Raw genomic sequence first — 16,376 nt, forward strand, 5'->3', positions numbered from 1 at the left:
AGTTGAAAGTTTAAAGCTTCGGCTACTTTCAACTTTGCACTTTTAACTTTTAACTCAAAAAAGCATATGTCTTACAAAAAGGATAATAAATTAAAAAGCAATTTCACATCAATCACGATTAGCTTATCGTCTCCGGAAATTATTTTGGAGCGCTCAAGCGGTGAGGTGTTGAAACCGGAAACCATTAACTATCGTACTTACAAACCAGAACGTGATGGTTTGTTCTGTGAGCGTATCTTTGGTCCGGTAAAAGATTACGAATGTCATTGCGGTAAATATAAGCGTATCCGTTATAAAGGAATCGTTTGTGATCGTTGTGGTGTTGAGGTAACTGAGAAAAAAGTACGTAGAGAACGTATGGGACACATCGCTTTGGTGGTTCCAGTTGCGCATATCTGGTATTTCCGTTCTTTACCGAACAAAATCGGTTATTTATTAGGTTTGCCTACTAAAAAATTAGATTTAATTATCTATTACGAGCGTTATGTAGTTATCCAGTCAGGCTTAATGGCCGAGGAAGGTATCAATTATATGGACTTCTTAACAGAGGAAGAATATTTAGATATCTTAGATAAATTACCTAAAGAGAACCAATACTTAGACGATAAAGATCCTAATAAATTCATCGCCAAAATGGGGGCTGAAGCATTAGAAGATTTATTAAAACGTATTGATTTAGATACTTTATCTTATGATCTACGTCACCAGGCTGCTAATGAAACTTCTCAACAACGTAAAAATGAGGCTTTAAAACGTCTACAGGTTGTTGAAGCTTTCCGTGGTGCAAATACACGTATCGAGAATCGCCCTGAGTGGATGATTGTTAAAATCGTTCCGGTTATTCCACCAGAATTACGTCCTTTAGTTCCATTAGAAGGTGGCCGTTTTGCTACTTCAGATCTAAATGATTTATACCGTCGTGTAATTATCCGTAACAACCGTTTAAAACGTTTGATCGAGATTAAAGCACCAGAAGTTATTTTACGTAACGAAAAACGTATGTTGCAGGAAGCTGTAGATTCGTTATTCGATAACTCACGTAAAGTTAACGCGGTTAAAACTGAAGGTAACCGTGCTTTGAAATCACTTTCAGATATCTTGAAAGGTAAACAAGGTCGTTTCCGTCAGAACTTATTAGGTAAACGTGTGGATTATTCAGCTCGTTCGGTAATTGTTGTAGGGCCTAGCCTTAAATTACACGAGTGTGGTATTCCTAAAGATATGGCTGCTGAGCTTTACAAACCGTTCATTATTCGTAAGATGATTGAGCGTGGAGTGGTAAAAACAGTTAAATCTGCTAAGAAAATCGTTGATAGAAAAGATCCACTAGTTTGGGATATCTTAGAAAATGTATTGAAAGGTCACCCGGTATTATTAAACCGTGCACCTACATTACACAGATTAGGTATTCAGGCTTTCCAGCCAAAATTAATTGAAGGAAAAGCGATTCAGTTACACCCATTGGTTTGTACTGCATTCAACGCCGATTTTGATGGTGACCAGATGGCTGTCCACTTACCGTTAGGTAACGCAGCAATTTTGGAAGCCCAGGTATTGATGTTGGCCGCACATAACATCTTAAACCCTGCAAACGGTACGCCAATTACAGTACCTTCTCAGGATATGGTTTTGGGTCTTTATTATATTACTAAAGGCCGTAGAACAGATGATACTAGAGTGGTTAAAGGTCAGGATTCTAATTTCTATTCTCCAGAAGAAGTAATTATCGCTTACAATGAGAAAGAATTAGATCTTCACGCTTTCATTAAAGTAAGAGTAAATGTTAAGCAAAGCGATGGTTCTATCGTTAATAAATTAACAGAAACAACTGTTGGTAGAGTATTATTTAACCAGTTGGTACCTGAAGAAGTTGGTTATATCAATGAATTGTTAACTAAAAAATCGTTAAGAGATATTATCGGTGAGGTAGTTAAGATGACAGGTATGGCCCGTGCTTCTCAATTCTTAGATGATATCAAAGAATTAGGTTTCAAAATGGCTTTCCAGGGAGGTTTATCGTTCAACTTACAAGACGTAAACATTCCGGTAGAGAAACATACTTTATTAGAGCAGGCTGCTGCTGAAGTTGAAGAGGTAAGAAACAACTATAACATGGGTTTCATTACCAACAACGAACGTTACAACCAGATTATCGATATCTGGACCCGTATCAACAACAGGTTAACTACTTTCGTTATGACTCAATTATCTTCGGATAACCAAGGTTTTAACTCAGTTTACATGATGCTTGATTCAGGTGCACGTGGTTCTAAGGAGCAGATTCGTCAGCTTTGCGGAATGCGTGGTTTGATGGCGAAACCTCAAAAATCAGGTTCAGGTGGTGATATCATTGAAAACCCAATTTTATCAAACTTTAAAGAAGGTTTATCAGTATTAGAGTACTTTATCTCAACTCACGGTGCCCGTAAAGGTTTGGCGGATACGGCGTTAAAAACGGCGGATGCGGGTTACTTAACCCGTCGTTTACATGATGTTGCTCAGGATATGATTGTTAACGATAATGACTGTGGTACTTTAAGAGGTATGTATACTACCGCTTTAAAAGATCAGGAAGATATCGTTGAGCCATTATTTGATAGAATTTTAGGCCGTACTTCACTACATGATGTATACAATCCTTTGGATAATACATTATTAGTAGGAGCTGGCGAAGATATCAATGAAGAAGTTGCCAAATTGATCGAAGAATCACCTTTGGAAGGGATTGAAATTCGTTCAGTACTAACTTGCGAATCTAAACGTGGTGTTTGTGCATTATGTTATGGTCGTAACTTAGCGTCTGGTAAACGTGTTCAAAAAGGTGAGGCAGTTGGCGTAATTGCTGCACAATCAATCGGTGAGCCAGGTACACAGTTAACACTTCGTACTTTCCACGTGGGTGGTACTGCATCAAACATTGCTGCAGAATCAAACATCGTAGCTAAGTTTGATGGTGTGATCGAATTTGAAAACATCCGTACGGTAGATACTCAAACTGAAGAAGGTACAGTACAAGTTGTGTTAGGCCGTTCAGGTGAGTTCAAAATTGTTGAACCAGGTACAGGTAGAGTGATTGTAACGAATAATATCCCTTATGGTGCTTTCTTATTCGTTAAAGAAGGTGATAAGTTATCAAAAGGCGATAAAATTTGTTCATGGGATCCATACAACGCGGTTATTCTTTCAGAATTTGCCGGTAAAGCACAATTTGATGCGATTATTGAAGGTGTTACCTTCCGTGAAGAATCAGATGAGCAAACTGGTCACCGTGAAAAGGTAATTATCGATACACGTGATAAAACTAAAAACCCTTCAGTTCAAATCGTTGACAAGAAAGGTGAATTTATCAAAGGTTATAACATTCCGGTAGGTGCTCACGTTTCAGTTGATGAAGGTGAAACAATTCAAACTGGTCAGATTATCGCTAAAATTCCTCGTGCAACTGGTAAAACCCGAGATATTACAGGTGGTTTACCTCGTGTAACTGAATTATTCGAAGCACGTAATCCTTCAAACCCAGCAGTAGTAACTGAGATTGATGGTGTGGTAACTTTGGGTGGTGTGAAACGTGGTAACCGTGAAATTACCATCGAATCGAAAGATGGTGAAGTTAAAAAATATCTTGTTCCATTGTCTAAACACATCCTTGTACAGGATAATGACTTCGTGAAAGCGGGTATGCCTTTATCAGATGGTTCAATTTCTCCGGCAGATATTTTATCAATTAAGGGGCCGGCAGCGGTTCAAGAATACTTAGTAAATGGTATTCAAGAGGTTTACCGTTTGCAAGGTGTGAAAATTAACGATAAACACTTCGAGGTAATTGTTCACCAGATGATGCAGAAAGTTCACATCGAGGATCCAGGTGATACTATTTTCTTAGAAAATAACGCTGTAGACCGTTGGGATTTTGCAGAAGAGAACGATGCGATGTACGACAAAAAAGTTGTAGAAGATGCAGGTGACTCAACTGATTTAAAACCAGGTCAAATTGTTTCGTTACGTAGATTAAGAGATGAGAATTCTCAGTTGAAACGTAAGGATTTAAAACAGATCACTGTTAGAGATGCAAGGCCAGCAACTGCAAGTTCTATCTTACAAGGTATTACGCGTGCATCATTAGGTACTAAATCGTTCATTTCTGCGGCTTCGTTCCAGGAAACTACGAAAGTGTTAAATGAGGCGGCAATTGCAGGTAAACGCGATAACATGTTAGGCTTGAAAGAAAATGTGATCGTTGGTCACTTAATTCCTTCAGGAACGGGTGTACGTGGTTACGAAAGAATCATTGTTGGTTCTCAGGAAGAGTACGATAAATTATTGGCTTCGAAACAAGAAGAAGTAGAAGCATAATAACAATCATATTTTTTGAAAGGGCTGTTTCATTAGTTTGAAACAGCCCTTTTTTTGTTTAATATTTTTTACTCTTGCCGATAAAATATTAACTTTAATCGCTCTATTTAAGAACAGTGCAAAAATTTACCACATTATGGAAGAACAACAGAACGAGAATCAGCTAAACATAGAGCTATCAGAAGAAATCGCTGAAGGGATTTTTTCAAACCTTGCTATCATTACGCACTCTAATACTGAATTTGTATTAGATTTTATCCGCGTAATGCCGGGGATCCCTAAAGCCAAAGTAAAATCGAGAATTATTTTAACCCCAGAACACGCTAAACGCCTGTTAACTGCTTTAGATGATAACATTCAAAAATTCGAAGCAGTAAACGGCAGAATTAAAACACAAGAGGAGCCACCTTTTCCAATGGGTTTCGGCGGGCCAACGGCTCAGGCGTAATTTTTTTAAAGTATCACCATAATTCTTAAAAACAAATTTTTGCCTACTATGTTAGCATAGTAAGCGTTTGTGCTATAACCATATATAATGATGAAAAAACTTTTATTGAGCGCATTACTTGCTGCACCACTGTGGGTTTTGGGGCAGGGTTTTCAGGTTAATTTACAGGGACAGAAGCAAATCGGAATGGCTGGTGCCGGTTCGGCACTAGCATTGGATGAAGCATCAGTGTTTTTCAATCCTGGTGCTGTATCTTTTCTGGAGAAAAACTCCATTTCGGCAGGGGTAAATCCACTTCTTTTTAAATCTGCCTTTCAGCAAAACGGATCAAATATTACAGAGCATGTAAAAAATAAAATCGCTCCGCCTTTTGAGGCTTATGCGGTTTGGGGACCAAAATCAAATAAATGGAAACTAGGTTTAGGCGTTTACACACCATTTGGCGGTTTGGTTGATTGGGGAAATGAATGGTCAGGAAGATATGCACTTACGTCTTTAAATTTAAAGGCTATTTACTTTCAGCCAACTTTAAGCGTTAAAATTACTGACCGCATTGGTATTGGTGCAGGTTTTGTTTACAATCATGGCGATGTTAACTTACAAAGAGCTCTTCCAGTAAATTATGCTGACGGTCGATCAGGACATGCTACTTTGGAAGGAACTGGTAGCGGCTATGGCTGGAACGCTGGTTTATATATTAATACATTAAGTAATATTACTTTTGCCGTTGTACACAAATCGAAAGTGGTAACTAAATTAAATGATGGAACTGCAACTTTTGATGTTCCTGAATCACTTAGATCTTCTTTTCCTGCAGGCAACACGTTCAACGCTGAATTACCTTTACCTTCTACAACAACTTTAGGAATAGGTATTCCACTTTCGCAAAGTACAACTTTGGCATTTGATGCCAGTTGGGTACAGTGGCGAGTTTATGAAGAACTGGCATTTGATTATGCTGTGAATACACCAGTTCTAGCCGATACCAGGTCGGCCCGCAATTATCGCGATGGCTCTTCGTTTAAATTAGGGGTGAATCACAAAGCTTCAGAAAAATTAGCACTTAGAGCTGGGATTGGATATGCATTTTCTCCTGTTCAAGACGGCTATGTAACACCGGAAGCACCAGATGCAGACCGTTATATTTTAAGTGCTGGTGTAGGATATGCACCAACCAGTCGCTTTGAAGTAAATGCATCGTTTTTCTTTGAAGATGTTAAATCGCGTAAGCAAAAAAATATTGAAACTGGTTTAGATGGAACATTTAAAACTTTGGTTTATGCTCCTGGGCTTTCACTAACTTATAAATGGTAGGAGAAATTTACATGAAAAAATATATATTAAACAGCTTCTTTGCTGCCGTTTTACTTTTCGCAGCATCTTGTAAACCAGAAATTGATACACCTGCGGGTACAAGCGCTGGTCAGGCAAATTTTGGTAAATACATTTCGGTTGGGAACTCGTTAACTGCTGGTTTTGCAGATGGCGGATTATATCTAGAAGGGCAAAAGGTAGCTTACCCAAATTTACTGGCAGCTCAAATGGCATCAGTAGGAGGGGGATTATTTACTTCTCCGTTTTTTGCAGATGCACAGGCAAACGGATCGGGATATTTAAATCTTTCGGCTTTAGTGAATGGTAGTCCGACTTTGTCAAATGTGACTACAAATTTAGCCTATCGGGATGCTACCCATTTAGCAAAATATTCAGGAGAGATACAAAACCTTGGTGTTCCGGGAATGCGTGTGGATTTAGCCTTCGCTGCGCCATATAGCGCTGCAAATATGTACATGGAACGTTTGCTTACTGATAGCCAGGTAGGTACAACTACTTATTTCCAGTTTATCCAAGGTAGAAATCATACTTTTTTCTCTTTGTGGTTAGGTAATAACGATGCATTAGGCTGGGCAACGAACGGTGGGGTAACTACCGATGCAACAAATGTGCTTACTGATAAAGCAACTTTCTCGATGTTATTTTCTAATCTTGTTAATGCGTTAACAGCCGGAGGTCAAAAAGGTGTAGTGGGTACTATTCCTGATGTTACTGCTGTTCCATACTTCAATACAGTAACTGTTCCGGCATTGTTAGCGGCAGCAAAAGCCATCAATCCGGCGGCGGTTGCGGTGTTTATTCAAACGGCAACTGGTGTGAGGGCAGCCACAAGTGAAGATTTAATCCGTTTACCATTTCAATCAGCAGGGTTATTTGGAACAGGGACTATTCCTTATGGTTTGGATCCAAGAAATCCGATAGCAAATAACTGGGTGCTCGATAAAGATGAAGTGATCAGAGTGAAAGATTATGTAAACAGCTACAATAGTACAATTAAATCGTTGGCGAATAGTAAAGGTTTAGCAATTGCTGATACTTACACTTATCTGAATTTAGTAAAGGCCGGCGTTGCCATTCAAGGCATCAATATCAATTCCGCATTTATTACTGGCGGTGCTTTTTCTTTGGATGGTGTGCATTTAACACCTCGTGGAAATGCGGTGATCGCTAATGTTTTTATTGATGCAATCAATGGTAAGTACGCATCTACGATACCAACAATCGATATTACAAAATACAGAGGCGTTAAATTTCCAGATAAATAGTCAGAAATAAACTTATAAAAAGGGATTCATCAATGTGAATCCCTTTTTTTTATAGTTGATGTTGAATAAAATTTATCACACTTTTATCATCATTTGGCTCAAACCATGTGATTTCCTCATCACGCCTGAACCATGTTAATTGTCTTTTTGCAAAACGACGTGTATTTTGTTTAATTGCGGAAATCGCTTGTTCTAAAGAAATTAAGTCATCTAAATAATCAAAAATCTCACTGTATCCAACCGTTTTTAAAGCATTTAATTCTTTGAATTTTTCAAGTGACTGTACTTCATCTATTAATCCATTGCTAACCATCTGGTCTACTCTTTTATTAATTCTGTCATATAGCACTGTTCTATCGGTGTTCAAACCAATTTTTATCACGTTGAATGGTCTTACTTTTTTTGTTGCCGAGAGCATTGAAGATAGTTTTTTCCCTGTTGATAAAACTACTTCCAGGCCTCTTATCATTCTCTGGGGATTTTGTTGGTCAACTTTTGCAAAATATTCTGGATCGAGCCTTGCCAAATCTTGTTGAATAGCTGATAAACCGTCTATTTCAAATTGTTTATTTAGTTTCTCTCGAATGGCAAGATCAATCTCTGGCATTTCATCAAGACCATTAAGCAATGCATTAACATAAAGACCCGACCCACCGACCAGGATTGCTAGATTATTATTTTCAAAAATTTGTGCCAACTTTTCCAGTGCCTCTACTTCAAAATCACCCGTGCTAAAAAGCTGTGTTACACTATGCGAATTAATAAAGTGGTGAGTTGCAGCAGTTAATTCTTTGGTACTTGGCTTTGCGGTGCCAATTTCCATCTCTTTGAAAAACTGGCGTGAGTCGGCAGAAAGAATCTCGGTATTAAAATGTTGCGCCAGTTGTATAGCCAATGCTGTTTTCCCAATAGCAGTAGGACCAACAATTGCAATTAATGTTTTTGTGTTTGGCATGTGTCGCGTATAAAATAAAAGCTGTCAAATTTAAATTCTGACAGCTTCTATAATGTTTATCATCAAGTTATAAACTAATAATCATCTTTCTGATCATCATCATAACTGTCGTTGTCAGAAAACTCATCTCCAAATTCGTCATCTTCGCTTTCATCTTCATCGTCACTTTCTTTTTCATTAATACCCATTTCGCCCATAGCCTCTAACTCATCAGTGTCTTCTGGCACGAAATTCATTTCATTTAGAAAATCAAACTCGCTGGCAGACGCGATGTCGCCACGTGGATCAACGGAAGTAGGACTATTCTTTTCCATAATTTTTGGCGCCTCACCAGTACTTTTTGCCAAAAACGGATATTCAATGTTTGGATCAGGATCAAGTACAATCTTTACCAATTCAACATGAAAATCATATGGCCTTTCAAAATTATAGATGTAGTAAAATTTTTGATGCGGATCTTCAATAAAGCCACTTAGTTTAGAGTTTTCCATTAATACCACTCTATCCTTTTTTCGTTCACTTGGAAGGTAGGCAATTTCATCACCCTTTAACCAATTGTCGGTACTTACATAGAATGACGAAGATTTTTCAGCATTATAACCTGTAGATTTGTGAATAGCCTTGTGCAGGTCTTCAAATGTTTGGTTTGATTTAATGTCGATCTCTCTCACAACATCATCAAAATCTTCGAAAGTAATTCTAAATTTATAAATAGCCATTAGTGTATTTTGGAACCGTAAAAATAAAGTTAATTTGTATTACCTCAAACATCAAATTGTACAAAATGTTGCCTTTATTTGATGGATGGGCAATTAAATTATTTATTAACAGGATTTAAACCCATTTGTTTTGCCTGATTTAGCATAAAATGAAACGCCTCATCATAATCATTTTTGATCTCGCCCTCCAGTATTGCTTCGCGTATTGCATTTTTAATCAGGCCAACCTCTTTGCCCGCATCCAAAGCAAAAGTTTCCATAATATCATTGCCGGAAATAGGGGGTTGCCAGTTGCGAATTTTATCCCGCTCTTCAACATCTCTTAACTTTTGCTTAACCAGTTCAAAGTTGCGTCGGTACTTGGTTTTTTTGTATTCATTTTTTGTGGTTACATCGGCATTGCAAAGCATCATTAAACTTTCAATTTCCTCACCTGCATCAAAAAGTAATCTGCGCACTGCCGAGTCTGTTACAGTTTCCTGTGCCAGCACAATAGGACGGAGATGCAGTTGAACCAGCTTCTGAACAAATTTCATTTTTTCGTTTAAAGGTAGTTTGAGCTGAGCGAAAATTTTGGGAACCATTCTCGCCCCACGATCTTCATGTCCATGGAAAGTCCATCCGTGCCCTTCCTCAAAACGTTTGGTGGCCGGCTTAGCGATATCATGTAAAATGGCCGCCCAGCGCAACCACAAATCGTCAGTAACCGCACAAATATTATCCAAAACCTCCAGTGTGTGGTAGAAATTATCTTTATGTCCTTTTCCTTTTATGATATCCACACCATAAAGTTGAGCCATTTGAGGAAAAATAATTTCAAGCAAACCAGTATCAAAAAGGTGTTTAAAACCTATTGACGGAAGTGGAGATAGAATGATTTTATTCATCTCATCAGTAATTCGCTCCTTAGACACAATACTGATGCGTTTTTTTTGAGCTTTTATTGCTTGTAAAGCTGCAGGATCTATACTGAAATTGAGTTGCGATGCAAAACGGATGGCCCGCATCATGCGTAGTGGATCATCAGAAAATGTAATTTCTGGATCAAGAGGCGTTCGGATTAATTTATTCTCTAAATCTTTAACACCCTCAAAAGGATCTAATAATTCTCCGAAATGTTTAGCGTTTAAATTAAGTGCCAAAGCATTAATGGTAAAATCTCTGCGTAGCTGATCATCTTGCAAGGTTCCATCTTCTACAATAGGTTTGCGGGAATCAGATCGGTATGACTCTTTCCTTGCGCCAACAAATTCTATTTCCAAATCCTGAAACTTAACATTAGCAGTACCGAAATTTTTGAAAATGGCGACTTTCGTGTTTAATTTTTTTCCTACAGCTTCGGCATAATCAATTCCACTGCCTACCACTACAACATCAATATCTTTTGATGGACGATTGAGAAATAAATCTCTTACAAAGCCCCCAATAACATAAGCTTCATTTTTATTCTGATCAGCAATAGTTGAGAGTGTTTTAAATATGGAATGTTGAAGATGTTGTTGCATAATGTTGGAGTCGTTATGCCGTTCAAATAGTTGGAATCAGCATCTTTTCCCTTACAGACTCTGTAAAAATCAGAGTGATGACTAGGTTAATAAGTGACACAAAAGTAATAAAATTTACTTACGAATAAATTCAAACTGCCCGCTAGGCGTAAGCTTCATAATGGTTGATGGTTTTTTGATATTGCGGTTTTCCTGCTCAAAATCCACCACATAATCAACTGCATCTAAAATTTCGGGATCAATATCATCAAAGAATTTTGGTGACGGTTTACCACTGAGGTTTGCTGAGGTGGAAACTATGGGTTTTCTGAAACGTTGGATTAAAGGCGTACAGAAATCGTGTTCAACAATTCTAATACCAACACTTCCATCAGCATTAATTACGTTGGCGGCAAGATTTTTAGCATCTGAAAAAATAATTGTCAGTGGGTTTTCAGCATATTCAATTAAATCATAAGCTACCTCAGGAATTTCTTTAACATAACTTTGAAGTTTGCTATCAACATCTAAAAGCACAATCAGGCTTTTTTCGGCTGGTCTATTTTTTATCTTTAGTAACTTATCAACCGCTGCAGTATTTGTAGCATCGCAGCCCAGCCCCCAAATCGTATCCGTTGGGTACAAGATCACGCCACCGTTTTTGATCACTTCTAAGGCCTTATTAATTTCATCTTTAAGCATGTTACAAAGTTATTATTTATTAAAATGTTAAATGTTGTTAATCTTCAAATTTTGCGCTACACAATACTTATTTTTATCAGAACGCTTAAATGATATGAAAAACATCATTTCTCTCATGTTGATGCTTATGTTTTCTGTACTAACCTTTGCGCAGAAAAAAGTTATACTTCATTACAGTTACACTCAGAATTTAGCTGGGAGAACAGCTACAAATTTCCTTGATCAATATTATGACAAGGGCAGGTCAATAGAGTTCCCGGTTGCCCGCCAAAAGATGAATGATACTACAATTTACAATGGATCTTCCGTAACGAAGAATATTTATCTACCAGGAAACAAGAATAAAATTCCATTTCTGTTAAAGAATCCGGCTAGCAAAAGTTTAATTTATGCCGAAAGTATTTGGATGAAAGCACCGGTTTTGGTCATCGATTCTTTAAATAACTTTAAATGGAAAATTTCGGAAGAAACTAAAAGTATTGATGACATATTATGTGTAAAAGCCGAAACTTTTTTCAGAGGAAGAAACTATTATGCGTGGTTTAAGTATGATCAGGATATACAGACCGGACCCTGGAAATTTGGTGGCTTACCCGGAATAATTTATGAGATAGCGGATGCAAGCGGCTCGTTTAAATACAACTTAACGGGCTTTGAATTTACTGAAAACTTTGCAGCGGAGCTTAAAGTGCCAGACGCATACGCGGATGATCAAATGATGACGCACCAGGATTTCATCAGCCTTTGGAAAACGGTTAAACAAGACACAGAGAAAAACAACGGCAAAATAGATCATACTTTAACTGGGTCAAGCAGTATAAAACATTTTGTGGCACCCTTGAAAGAGCTAGACTAATTTCCTTCAAATGTTAAATTTCGTAATAAGCTAAACCAAAGCGCTATATCGTAAAACTAATTCAATTTTAATTCGTTTTTTACATAACAATAAAATTGTAAAATTCTTGCATGTAGTAAATTTTAACATACAAATTCAGTATATTTATTTCAGGTTATTCAAATAAAAAAACGCACAAATGAAAACATTTAAAACATTATTAATGCTATTTACAGTTGTATTGGCATTATCCGGATGTTCTAGTCTTCGGACAGCATCTGACTACGACAAGAACGTAGATTTCAGCACCTACAAAACTTATAATTTTTACGATATAGGTATTGCGAGGGTAAGACTTAATAATTTAGATAAACGTAGATTAATGGCTGCTGTGGAAGCTGAAATGAACGCTAAAGGATTTGTTAAAGCCGAGAAGCCGGACTTGCTAGTTAATTTAGTTGTGGTTGCCAGAGAAAAAACTGATGTTTATGGCCCTGCCTATTACGGTGGATGGGGTTGGGGCGGTGGCTGGGGCTGGCGTGGTGGCTGGGGCTCTCCATTTTGGGGAGGTGGACCAAGCTACGTAAACCAATATATTGAAGGTACAATTATTATCGATTTCTTAGATCCGGCAAAGAAAATATTATTTTGGCATGGACGAGGATCAGGCTTTAATCTAGATAATCTAAATAAAAGAGAAGAAAGATTATATACTGGCGTGAGAGAGATTTTGGCGCAATATCCACCAAATGCGATTGCCGCTAAATAATTAAGCTAAAACTTTTTGATAGCAATTCATTAATTGCTGCGTAACTAAAGGGCTGTTGAATTTCTGAACGAATTCCAGCCCTTTTGCTTTCATTTCAATTTGTAATGAAGGGTTAGCCAGGATGCTGTTGATTGATGCAGCCAGCTGATCGGCATCGTTTGGTGAAACATAAACACTGTTTGGTCCGCCGGCTTCTTCCAAACATGATCCTGTTGCAGCTACCACGGGTACTGAACTGTATAACGCCTCAATAATTGGAATGCCAAAACCTTCATAAAAGGATGGATACACGAAAATACTAGCCATTTGGTAGATGCCCGGCAAATCAGCAAATGGAATATTCGTTAAGAAAATGATCCGATCTTTTAAATCCAAAAGTTCAATCTCTTGCTCCACTTCTTTAAAATAACTGGTTCGTTTACCAATCACAACTAATTTATAGCCAGGCTTTACCTGTTTTAACGCCTTCACGATGAGTTTAAGATTTTTACGCGACTCAATCGTGCCAACGTTTAAAATGTAATTTTCGGGAAGAGCGTAAGCAGCCTGAATTTTGTTTAGTGTATGTTCAGGAAAGGCGGTTTTAAAGCTGTCATCACAACTTTGGTAAATTACTTCAATTTTATCTTGATTGATACCATAAAACTCAATAATATCCTGTTTGGTTTTTTCACTAATTGCAATAATTTTATCTGCTCGTTTACAAGCTGATTTGCTTTTCCACTCGTAAAGTTTTCTGTCAATAAATTTATAATATTCAGGAAAACGAAGAAAGATTAAATCATGTATGGTTACAACAGATTTTATCGGGGTATGCTCAATATAGAAAGGAATTTCATGACTTAATCCATGAAAGATCTGAACGTGATCTCTTAACAAATCTTTTACAACATTTAACGTTCGCCAAAGAAAATGGGTATCCCTTGGTAACTTTAGTTGGATATTGTCGTTTTTAAAGAAGGTATCGATTTGTTTGGCCGACTTGATTTTTGGGGAGTACACCAAGTATTGATTCTCCGGGTATTGCCCGGCGAGGTGTTCAATTAGCGAGCGACTGTAATTTCCTAAACCAGTTAAGTTATTTGCAGCCCGCTTACCATCGTAACCAATTTTGAGCTTGAAGCTTAAAGCCGAGAGACCAAAGCTTGATTGCTCAAGTTCAGGACTTTCGGCTTTTTCTATTTTATTTTCGCTTTCCGCTTTCAACTTTTCGCCTTCAGCTAAACAGCTACATTATTTTCTCTTAGCGCATCGTTAAGGGATGTTTTTTTATCTGTGCTCTCTTTACGTTTGCCGATAATTAAAGCACAGGGAACCTGGTAATCTCCTGCCGGAAAAGATTTGGTATAACTTCCTGGTATAACAACAGAACGGGCTGGAACTACACCTTTATATTCAACTGGAGTGGTGCCAGTTACATCAATAATTTTGGTTGATGCCGTTAAAACAACATTAGCACCTAAAACCACTTCTTTTTCTAATTTAACACCTTCAACTACAATTGCTCTCGAACCTAAGAAACAATCATCTTCAATAATTACCGGTGCTGCCTGAACGGGTTCTAAAACGCCGCCAATACCTACGCCACCACTAAGATGCACACGTTTTCCAATTTGAGCACATGAGCCAACTGTCGCCCAGGTATCAACCATTGTACCTTCATCAACATAAGCACCTATGTTTACATATGATGGCATCATGATTACCCCCTTAGCTAAATATGAGCCATAACGGGCACTTGCCATTGGTACCACACGAACACCTGTTGCTTTGTAATCTGTTTTCAAATCCATTTTATCATGATAAACAAATGGCCCGCTTTTAATCTCCTTCATCTCGCGAATCGGGAAATATAAGATAACCGCTTTTTTTACCCATTCATTAATGCCCCAAGAGTTTAAAACAGGCTCAGCAACGCGAATTTCACCTTTATCCAATCCTAAAATTACGGTTTCAATGGCTTCGCAATAGTTACTGTACTGTAAAAGGGTTCTGTCTTCCCAAGCGGCTTCAATTAATTTCTTTAAATCTGAATACATGATGTTTTTAAATTTTACGCAAAATAACTCAATTTTTTTGGTTTTGAGTTGAGTTTGTTTTGTTTTTTAGCTTTTTAATGATTGGTTTGCGTGTTGTATGATCGTCTAATTTGAAGACCACCAAGATGTTTGGTTTATTAGCTTATGGTTACTTAACTTTGTGCTATAGACTTGGCGTTTCGAGTTGAGCATTATCGAACTAACAAAAAACCCATCAACAGTAAAAACACATTATGGCAGAAGCGGAGAAACTGAGGATAGATAAATATTTATGGGCAATTAGGTTGTTTAAAACCAGAAGTTTGGCTACCGATGCCTGTAAGGCGGGTAGGGTAAAATTGAAAGGCCAGAATATTAAGCCATCTGCAATTGTTAAAATTGGTGATGTTTATCAGGTATCAAAAGGCATTGAGAAGAAGGTGATTGAAGTAGTGGAGTTTTCCTATAACAGAACTGATTCACCAACTGCGCTTACGAAGTACAAAGACTTAACACCAGTTGAAGAAACACATGCTTTTAAATCTGCCTTCCACGCACCGAGTTTGAAACGTGATCGCGGTAGCGGACGGCCAACCAAAAAAGACAGGAGAGAAACTGATGATCTGATCAGTGGGATGTTTGATGAGGATTAATTCGTTCCTGGTTTATTTTCAACAAGTTTTTGATTACTAAGAACGGCATGTTCCAAATTAAAATATCTCATACGATAACTCATCATGGCTGTGATGCCTAATTTTTCAATTAGCTTATAGTTGGCTACTGCACCAACGGCTGCTCCAACAAAGGGTAGCATTTGAGCCAGTTTAGCTAAATCGATATAATCACGATATTGTTGTTGAAAGGTTAGCCAGTCAAATTCATCAATATTGGTTGGCAATTGATGCGCTTGATTATCCCAATCCTGCATTTTGACAAAAATGTTTTTGCCTTCTTCTTTGCTCGAAAAAGCCAGTTGAAATATATGGAGTATAAACAAGCGTTCTCTGTAATCCTTTACATCATAGCCATAAACAGCGGCAATATCAAACAACATTTTCATTTTAATACCTAATAATAAAGGAAAATCGGCCAGGCTCATTAAAAAACCGCCTGCACCCGTGATGCCACCTTCGGCAGCACCTGTTTTTTTATAATTTTCAATCTTTTGTTTAATTAATGCTTCGCGATGCATTAAAGTTAAATCGAGTATCGGTTTGGAGGTGGTAAATGTAGAGCCAAAAAGTACCGCTTTAACCATTTGCTTTATAGCTGTGGTTATGGCGTGATGCACTTTTTCGGGTATGTAACTATTTATTTTCTTCTGAACAGTATCAGTAACCTGGTTAAAAAGCGACTGTTTCTGTAAAATTTTAAATTTCCAAAAGTCTACATCGTGGGTAATTTTTTGTTCATAAGTCATACTGCAAATCCTGCAAAAATTGTTCCTTAAAATTTTAATAGATATTGATATTTTAAAAATTAAACTATATATT

The 16,376-nt window shown here is 37.5% G+C and carries 14 protein-coding genes; 7 read left to right on the forward strand and 7 right to left on the reverse strand.

From position 1 onward, the window contains the following. The first annotated feature begins 66 nt into the window (after positions 1 to 66). The 4 genes from rpoC (at position 67) to EA772_RS12100 (ending at position 7,401) form a co-directional block, all read left to right on the forward strand. A complete protein-coding gene (gene rpoC / locus EA772_RS12085) occupies positions 67 to 4,353 on the forward strand; it encodes a DNA-directed RNA polymerase subunit beta' (RefSeq protein ID WP_010601098.1) in 4,287 nt (1,428 codons plus the stop codon). 136 nt (positions 4,354 to 4,489) lie between these two features. Further along, positions 4,490 to 4,801: a DUF3467 domain-containing protein gene (locus EA772_RS12090; RefSeq protein ID WP_010601099.1), complete on the forward strand. Its 312-nt coding sequence runs from the start codon at positions 4,490 to 4,492 to the stop codon at positions 4,799 to 4,801. A gap of 87 nt (positions 4,802 to 4,888) precedes the next feature. Beyond that, positions 4,889 to 6,115, forward strand: coding sequence for an OmpP1/FadL family transporter (locus EA772_RS12095; protein WP_010601100.1), 1,227 nt, complete (start codon positions 4,889 to 4,891; stop codon positions 6,113 to 6,115). Positions 6,116 to 6,126: 11 nt separating this feature from the next. Next, entirely contained in the window at positions 6,127 to 7,401 is a 1,275-nt protein-coding gene (locus EA772_RS12100) for a G-D-S-L family lipolytic protein (RefSeq protein WP_124913472.1), read from the forward strand. A gap of 49 nt (positions 7,402 to 7,450) precedes the next feature. Here the strand turns inward: EA772_RS12100 and miaA are convergent, their stop codons facing one another. The 4 genes from miaA to EA772_RS12120 form a co-directional block, all read right to left on the reverse strand. Next, positions 7,451 to 8,356, reverse strand: coding sequence for a tRNA (adenosine(37)-N6)-dimethylallyltransferase MiaA (gene miaA / locus EA772_RS12105; protein ID WP_124913473.1), 906 nt, complete (start codon positions 8,354 to 8,356; stop codon positions 7,451 to 7,453). A gap of 74 nt (positions 8,357 to 8,430) precedes the next feature. After that, positions 8,431 to 9,075 carry a hypothetical protein gene (locus EA772_RS12110; RefSeq protein ID WP_010602739.1) on the reverse strand — a complete coding sequence of 215 codons (645 nt, stop codon included), beginning with the start codon at positions 9,073 to 9,075 and terminating at the stop codon, positions 8,431 to 8,433. 98 nt (positions 9,076 to 9,173) lie between these two features. Continuing rightward, positions 9,174 to 10,580, reverse strand: coding sequence for a CCA tRNA nucleotidyltransferase (locus tag EA772_RS12115; protein ID WP_124913474.1), 1,407 nt, complete (start codon positions 10,578 to 10,580; stop codon positions 9,174 to 9,176). 114 nt (positions 10,581 to 10,694) lie between these two features. Continuing rightward, complete coding sequence (locus EA772_RS12120; RefSeq protein WP_124913475.1) at positions 10,695 to 11,261, reverse strand: L-threonylcarbamoyladenylate synthase; 567 nt, start codon at positions 11,259 to 11,261, stop codon at positions 10,695 to 10,697. 94 nt (positions 11,262 to 11,355) lie between these two features. Between EA772_RS12120 and EA772_RS12125 the strand changes: the two genes are divergently transcribed. Both EA772_RS12125 and EA772_RS12130 read left to right on the forward strand, forming a co-directional pair. Then, a complete protein-coding gene (locus EA772_RS12125) occupies positions 11,356 to 12,117 on the forward strand; it encodes a GLPGLI family protein (protein WP_168187533.1) in 762 nt (253 codons plus the stop codon). A gap of 178 nt (positions 12,118 to 12,295) precedes the next feature. After that, the gene (locus tag EA772_RS12130; RefSeq protein WP_124913477.1) at positions 12,296 to 12,865 is read left to right on the forward strand and encodes a DUF4136 domain-containing protein; all 570 of its coding nucleotides are present in this window, start codon (positions 12,296 to 12,298) and stop codon (positions 12,863 to 12,865) included. Here EA772_RS12130 and EA772_RS12135 read toward each other — a convergent pair whose 3' ends face one another. After that, positions 12,866 to 14,071, reverse strand: a complete 1,206-nt coding sequence (locus EA772_RS12135; RefSeq protein ID WP_124913478.1) for a glycosyltransferase family 1 protein — start codon at positions 14,069 to 14,071, stop codon at positions 12,866 to 12,868. It lies immediately after the preceding gene. A gap of 14 nt (positions 14,072 to 14,085) precedes the next feature. Next, positions 14,086 to 14,904, reverse strand: a complete 819-nt coding sequence (locus EA772_RS12140) for a 2,3,4,5-tetrahydropyridine-2,6-dicarboxylate N-succinyltransferase (protein WP_210405026.1) — start codon at positions 14,902 to 14,904, stop codon at positions 14,086 to 14,088. A gap of 233 nt (positions 14,905 to 15,137) precedes the next feature. On the opposite strand from EA772_RS12140, the gene EA772_RS12145 reads away from it, so the two are divergent. Next, complete coding sequence (locus tag EA772_RS12145) at positions 15,138 to 15,536, forward strand: RNA-binding S4 domain-containing protein (RefSeq protein ID WP_010602732.1); 399 nt, start codon at positions 15,138 to 15,140, stop codon at positions 15,534 to 15,536. Here EA772_RS12145 and EA772_RS12150 read toward each other — a convergent pair. Next, positions 15,533 to 16,303 (reverse strand): EcsC family protein, encoded by a 771-nt coding sequence (locus EA772_RS12150; protein WP_124913480.1) that lies wholly within the window; start codon positions 16,301 to 16,303, stop codon positions 15,533 to 15,535. The two genes, EA772_RS12145 and EA772_RS12150, sit on opposite strands and share 4 nt — an antisense overlap. Positions 16,304 to 16,376: the final 73 nt, after the last annotated feature.

Source organism: Pedobacter sp. G11 (assembly GCF_003860265.1).
GTDB lineage: Bacteria > Bacteroidota > Bacteroidia > Sphingobacteriales > Sphingobacteriaceae > Pedobacter > Pedobacter agri.

Excerpts from the sequence above, each read along its gene's own strand:
- rpoC (WP_010601098.1), top strand. The coding sequence starts at position 67 with ATGTCTTACAAAAAGGATAATAAATTAAAAAGCAATTTCACATCAATC.
- EA772_RS12090 (WP_010601099.1), top strand. The coding sequence starts at position 4,490 with ATGGAAGAACAACAGAACGAGAATCAGCTAAACATAGAGCTATCAGAA.
- EA772_RS12095 (WP_010601100.1), top strand. The coding sequence starts at position 4,889 with ATGATGAAAAAACTTTTATTGAGCGCATTACTTGCTGCACCACTGTGG.
- EA772_RS12100 (WP_124913472.1), top strand. The coding sequence starts at position 6,127 with ATGAAAAAATATATATTAAACAGCTTCTTTGCTGCCGTTTTACTTTTC.
- miaA (WP_124913473.1), bottom strand. The coding sequence starts at position 8,356 with ATGCCAAACACAAAAACATTAATTGCAATTGTTGGTCCTACTGCTATT.
- EA772_RS12110 (WP_010602739.1), bottom strand. The coding sequence starts at position 9,075 with ATGGCTATTTATAAATTTAGAATTACTTTCGAAGATTTTGATGATGTT.
- EA772_RS12115 (WP_124913474.1), bottom strand. The coding sequence starts at position 10,580 with ATGCAACAACATCTTCAACATTCCATATTTAAAACACTCTCAACTATT.
- EA772_RS12120 (WP_124913475.1), bottom strand. The coding sequence starts at position 11,261 with ATGCTTAAAGATGAAATTAATAAGGCCTTAGAAGTGATCAAAAACGGT.
- EA772_RS12125 (WP_168187533.1), top strand. The coding sequence starts at position 11,356 with ATGAAAAACATCATTTCTCTCATGTTGATGCTTATGTTTTCTGTACTA.
- EA772_RS12130 (WP_124913477.1), top strand. The coding sequence starts at position 12,296 with ATGAAAACATTTAAAACATTATTAATGCTATTTACAGTTGTATTGGCA.
- EA772_RS12140 (WP_210405026.1), bottom strand. The coding sequence starts at position 14,904 with ATGTATTCAGATTTAAAGAAATTAATTGAAGCCGCTTGGGAAGACAGA.
- EA772_RS12145 (WP_010602732.1), top strand. The coding sequence starts at position 15,138 with ATGGCAGAAGCGGAGAAACTGAGGATAGATAAATATTTATGGGCAATT.
- EA772_RS12150 (WP_124913480.1), bottom strand. The coding sequence starts at position 16,303 with ATGACTTATGAACAAAAAATTACCCACGATGTAGACTTTTGGAAATTT.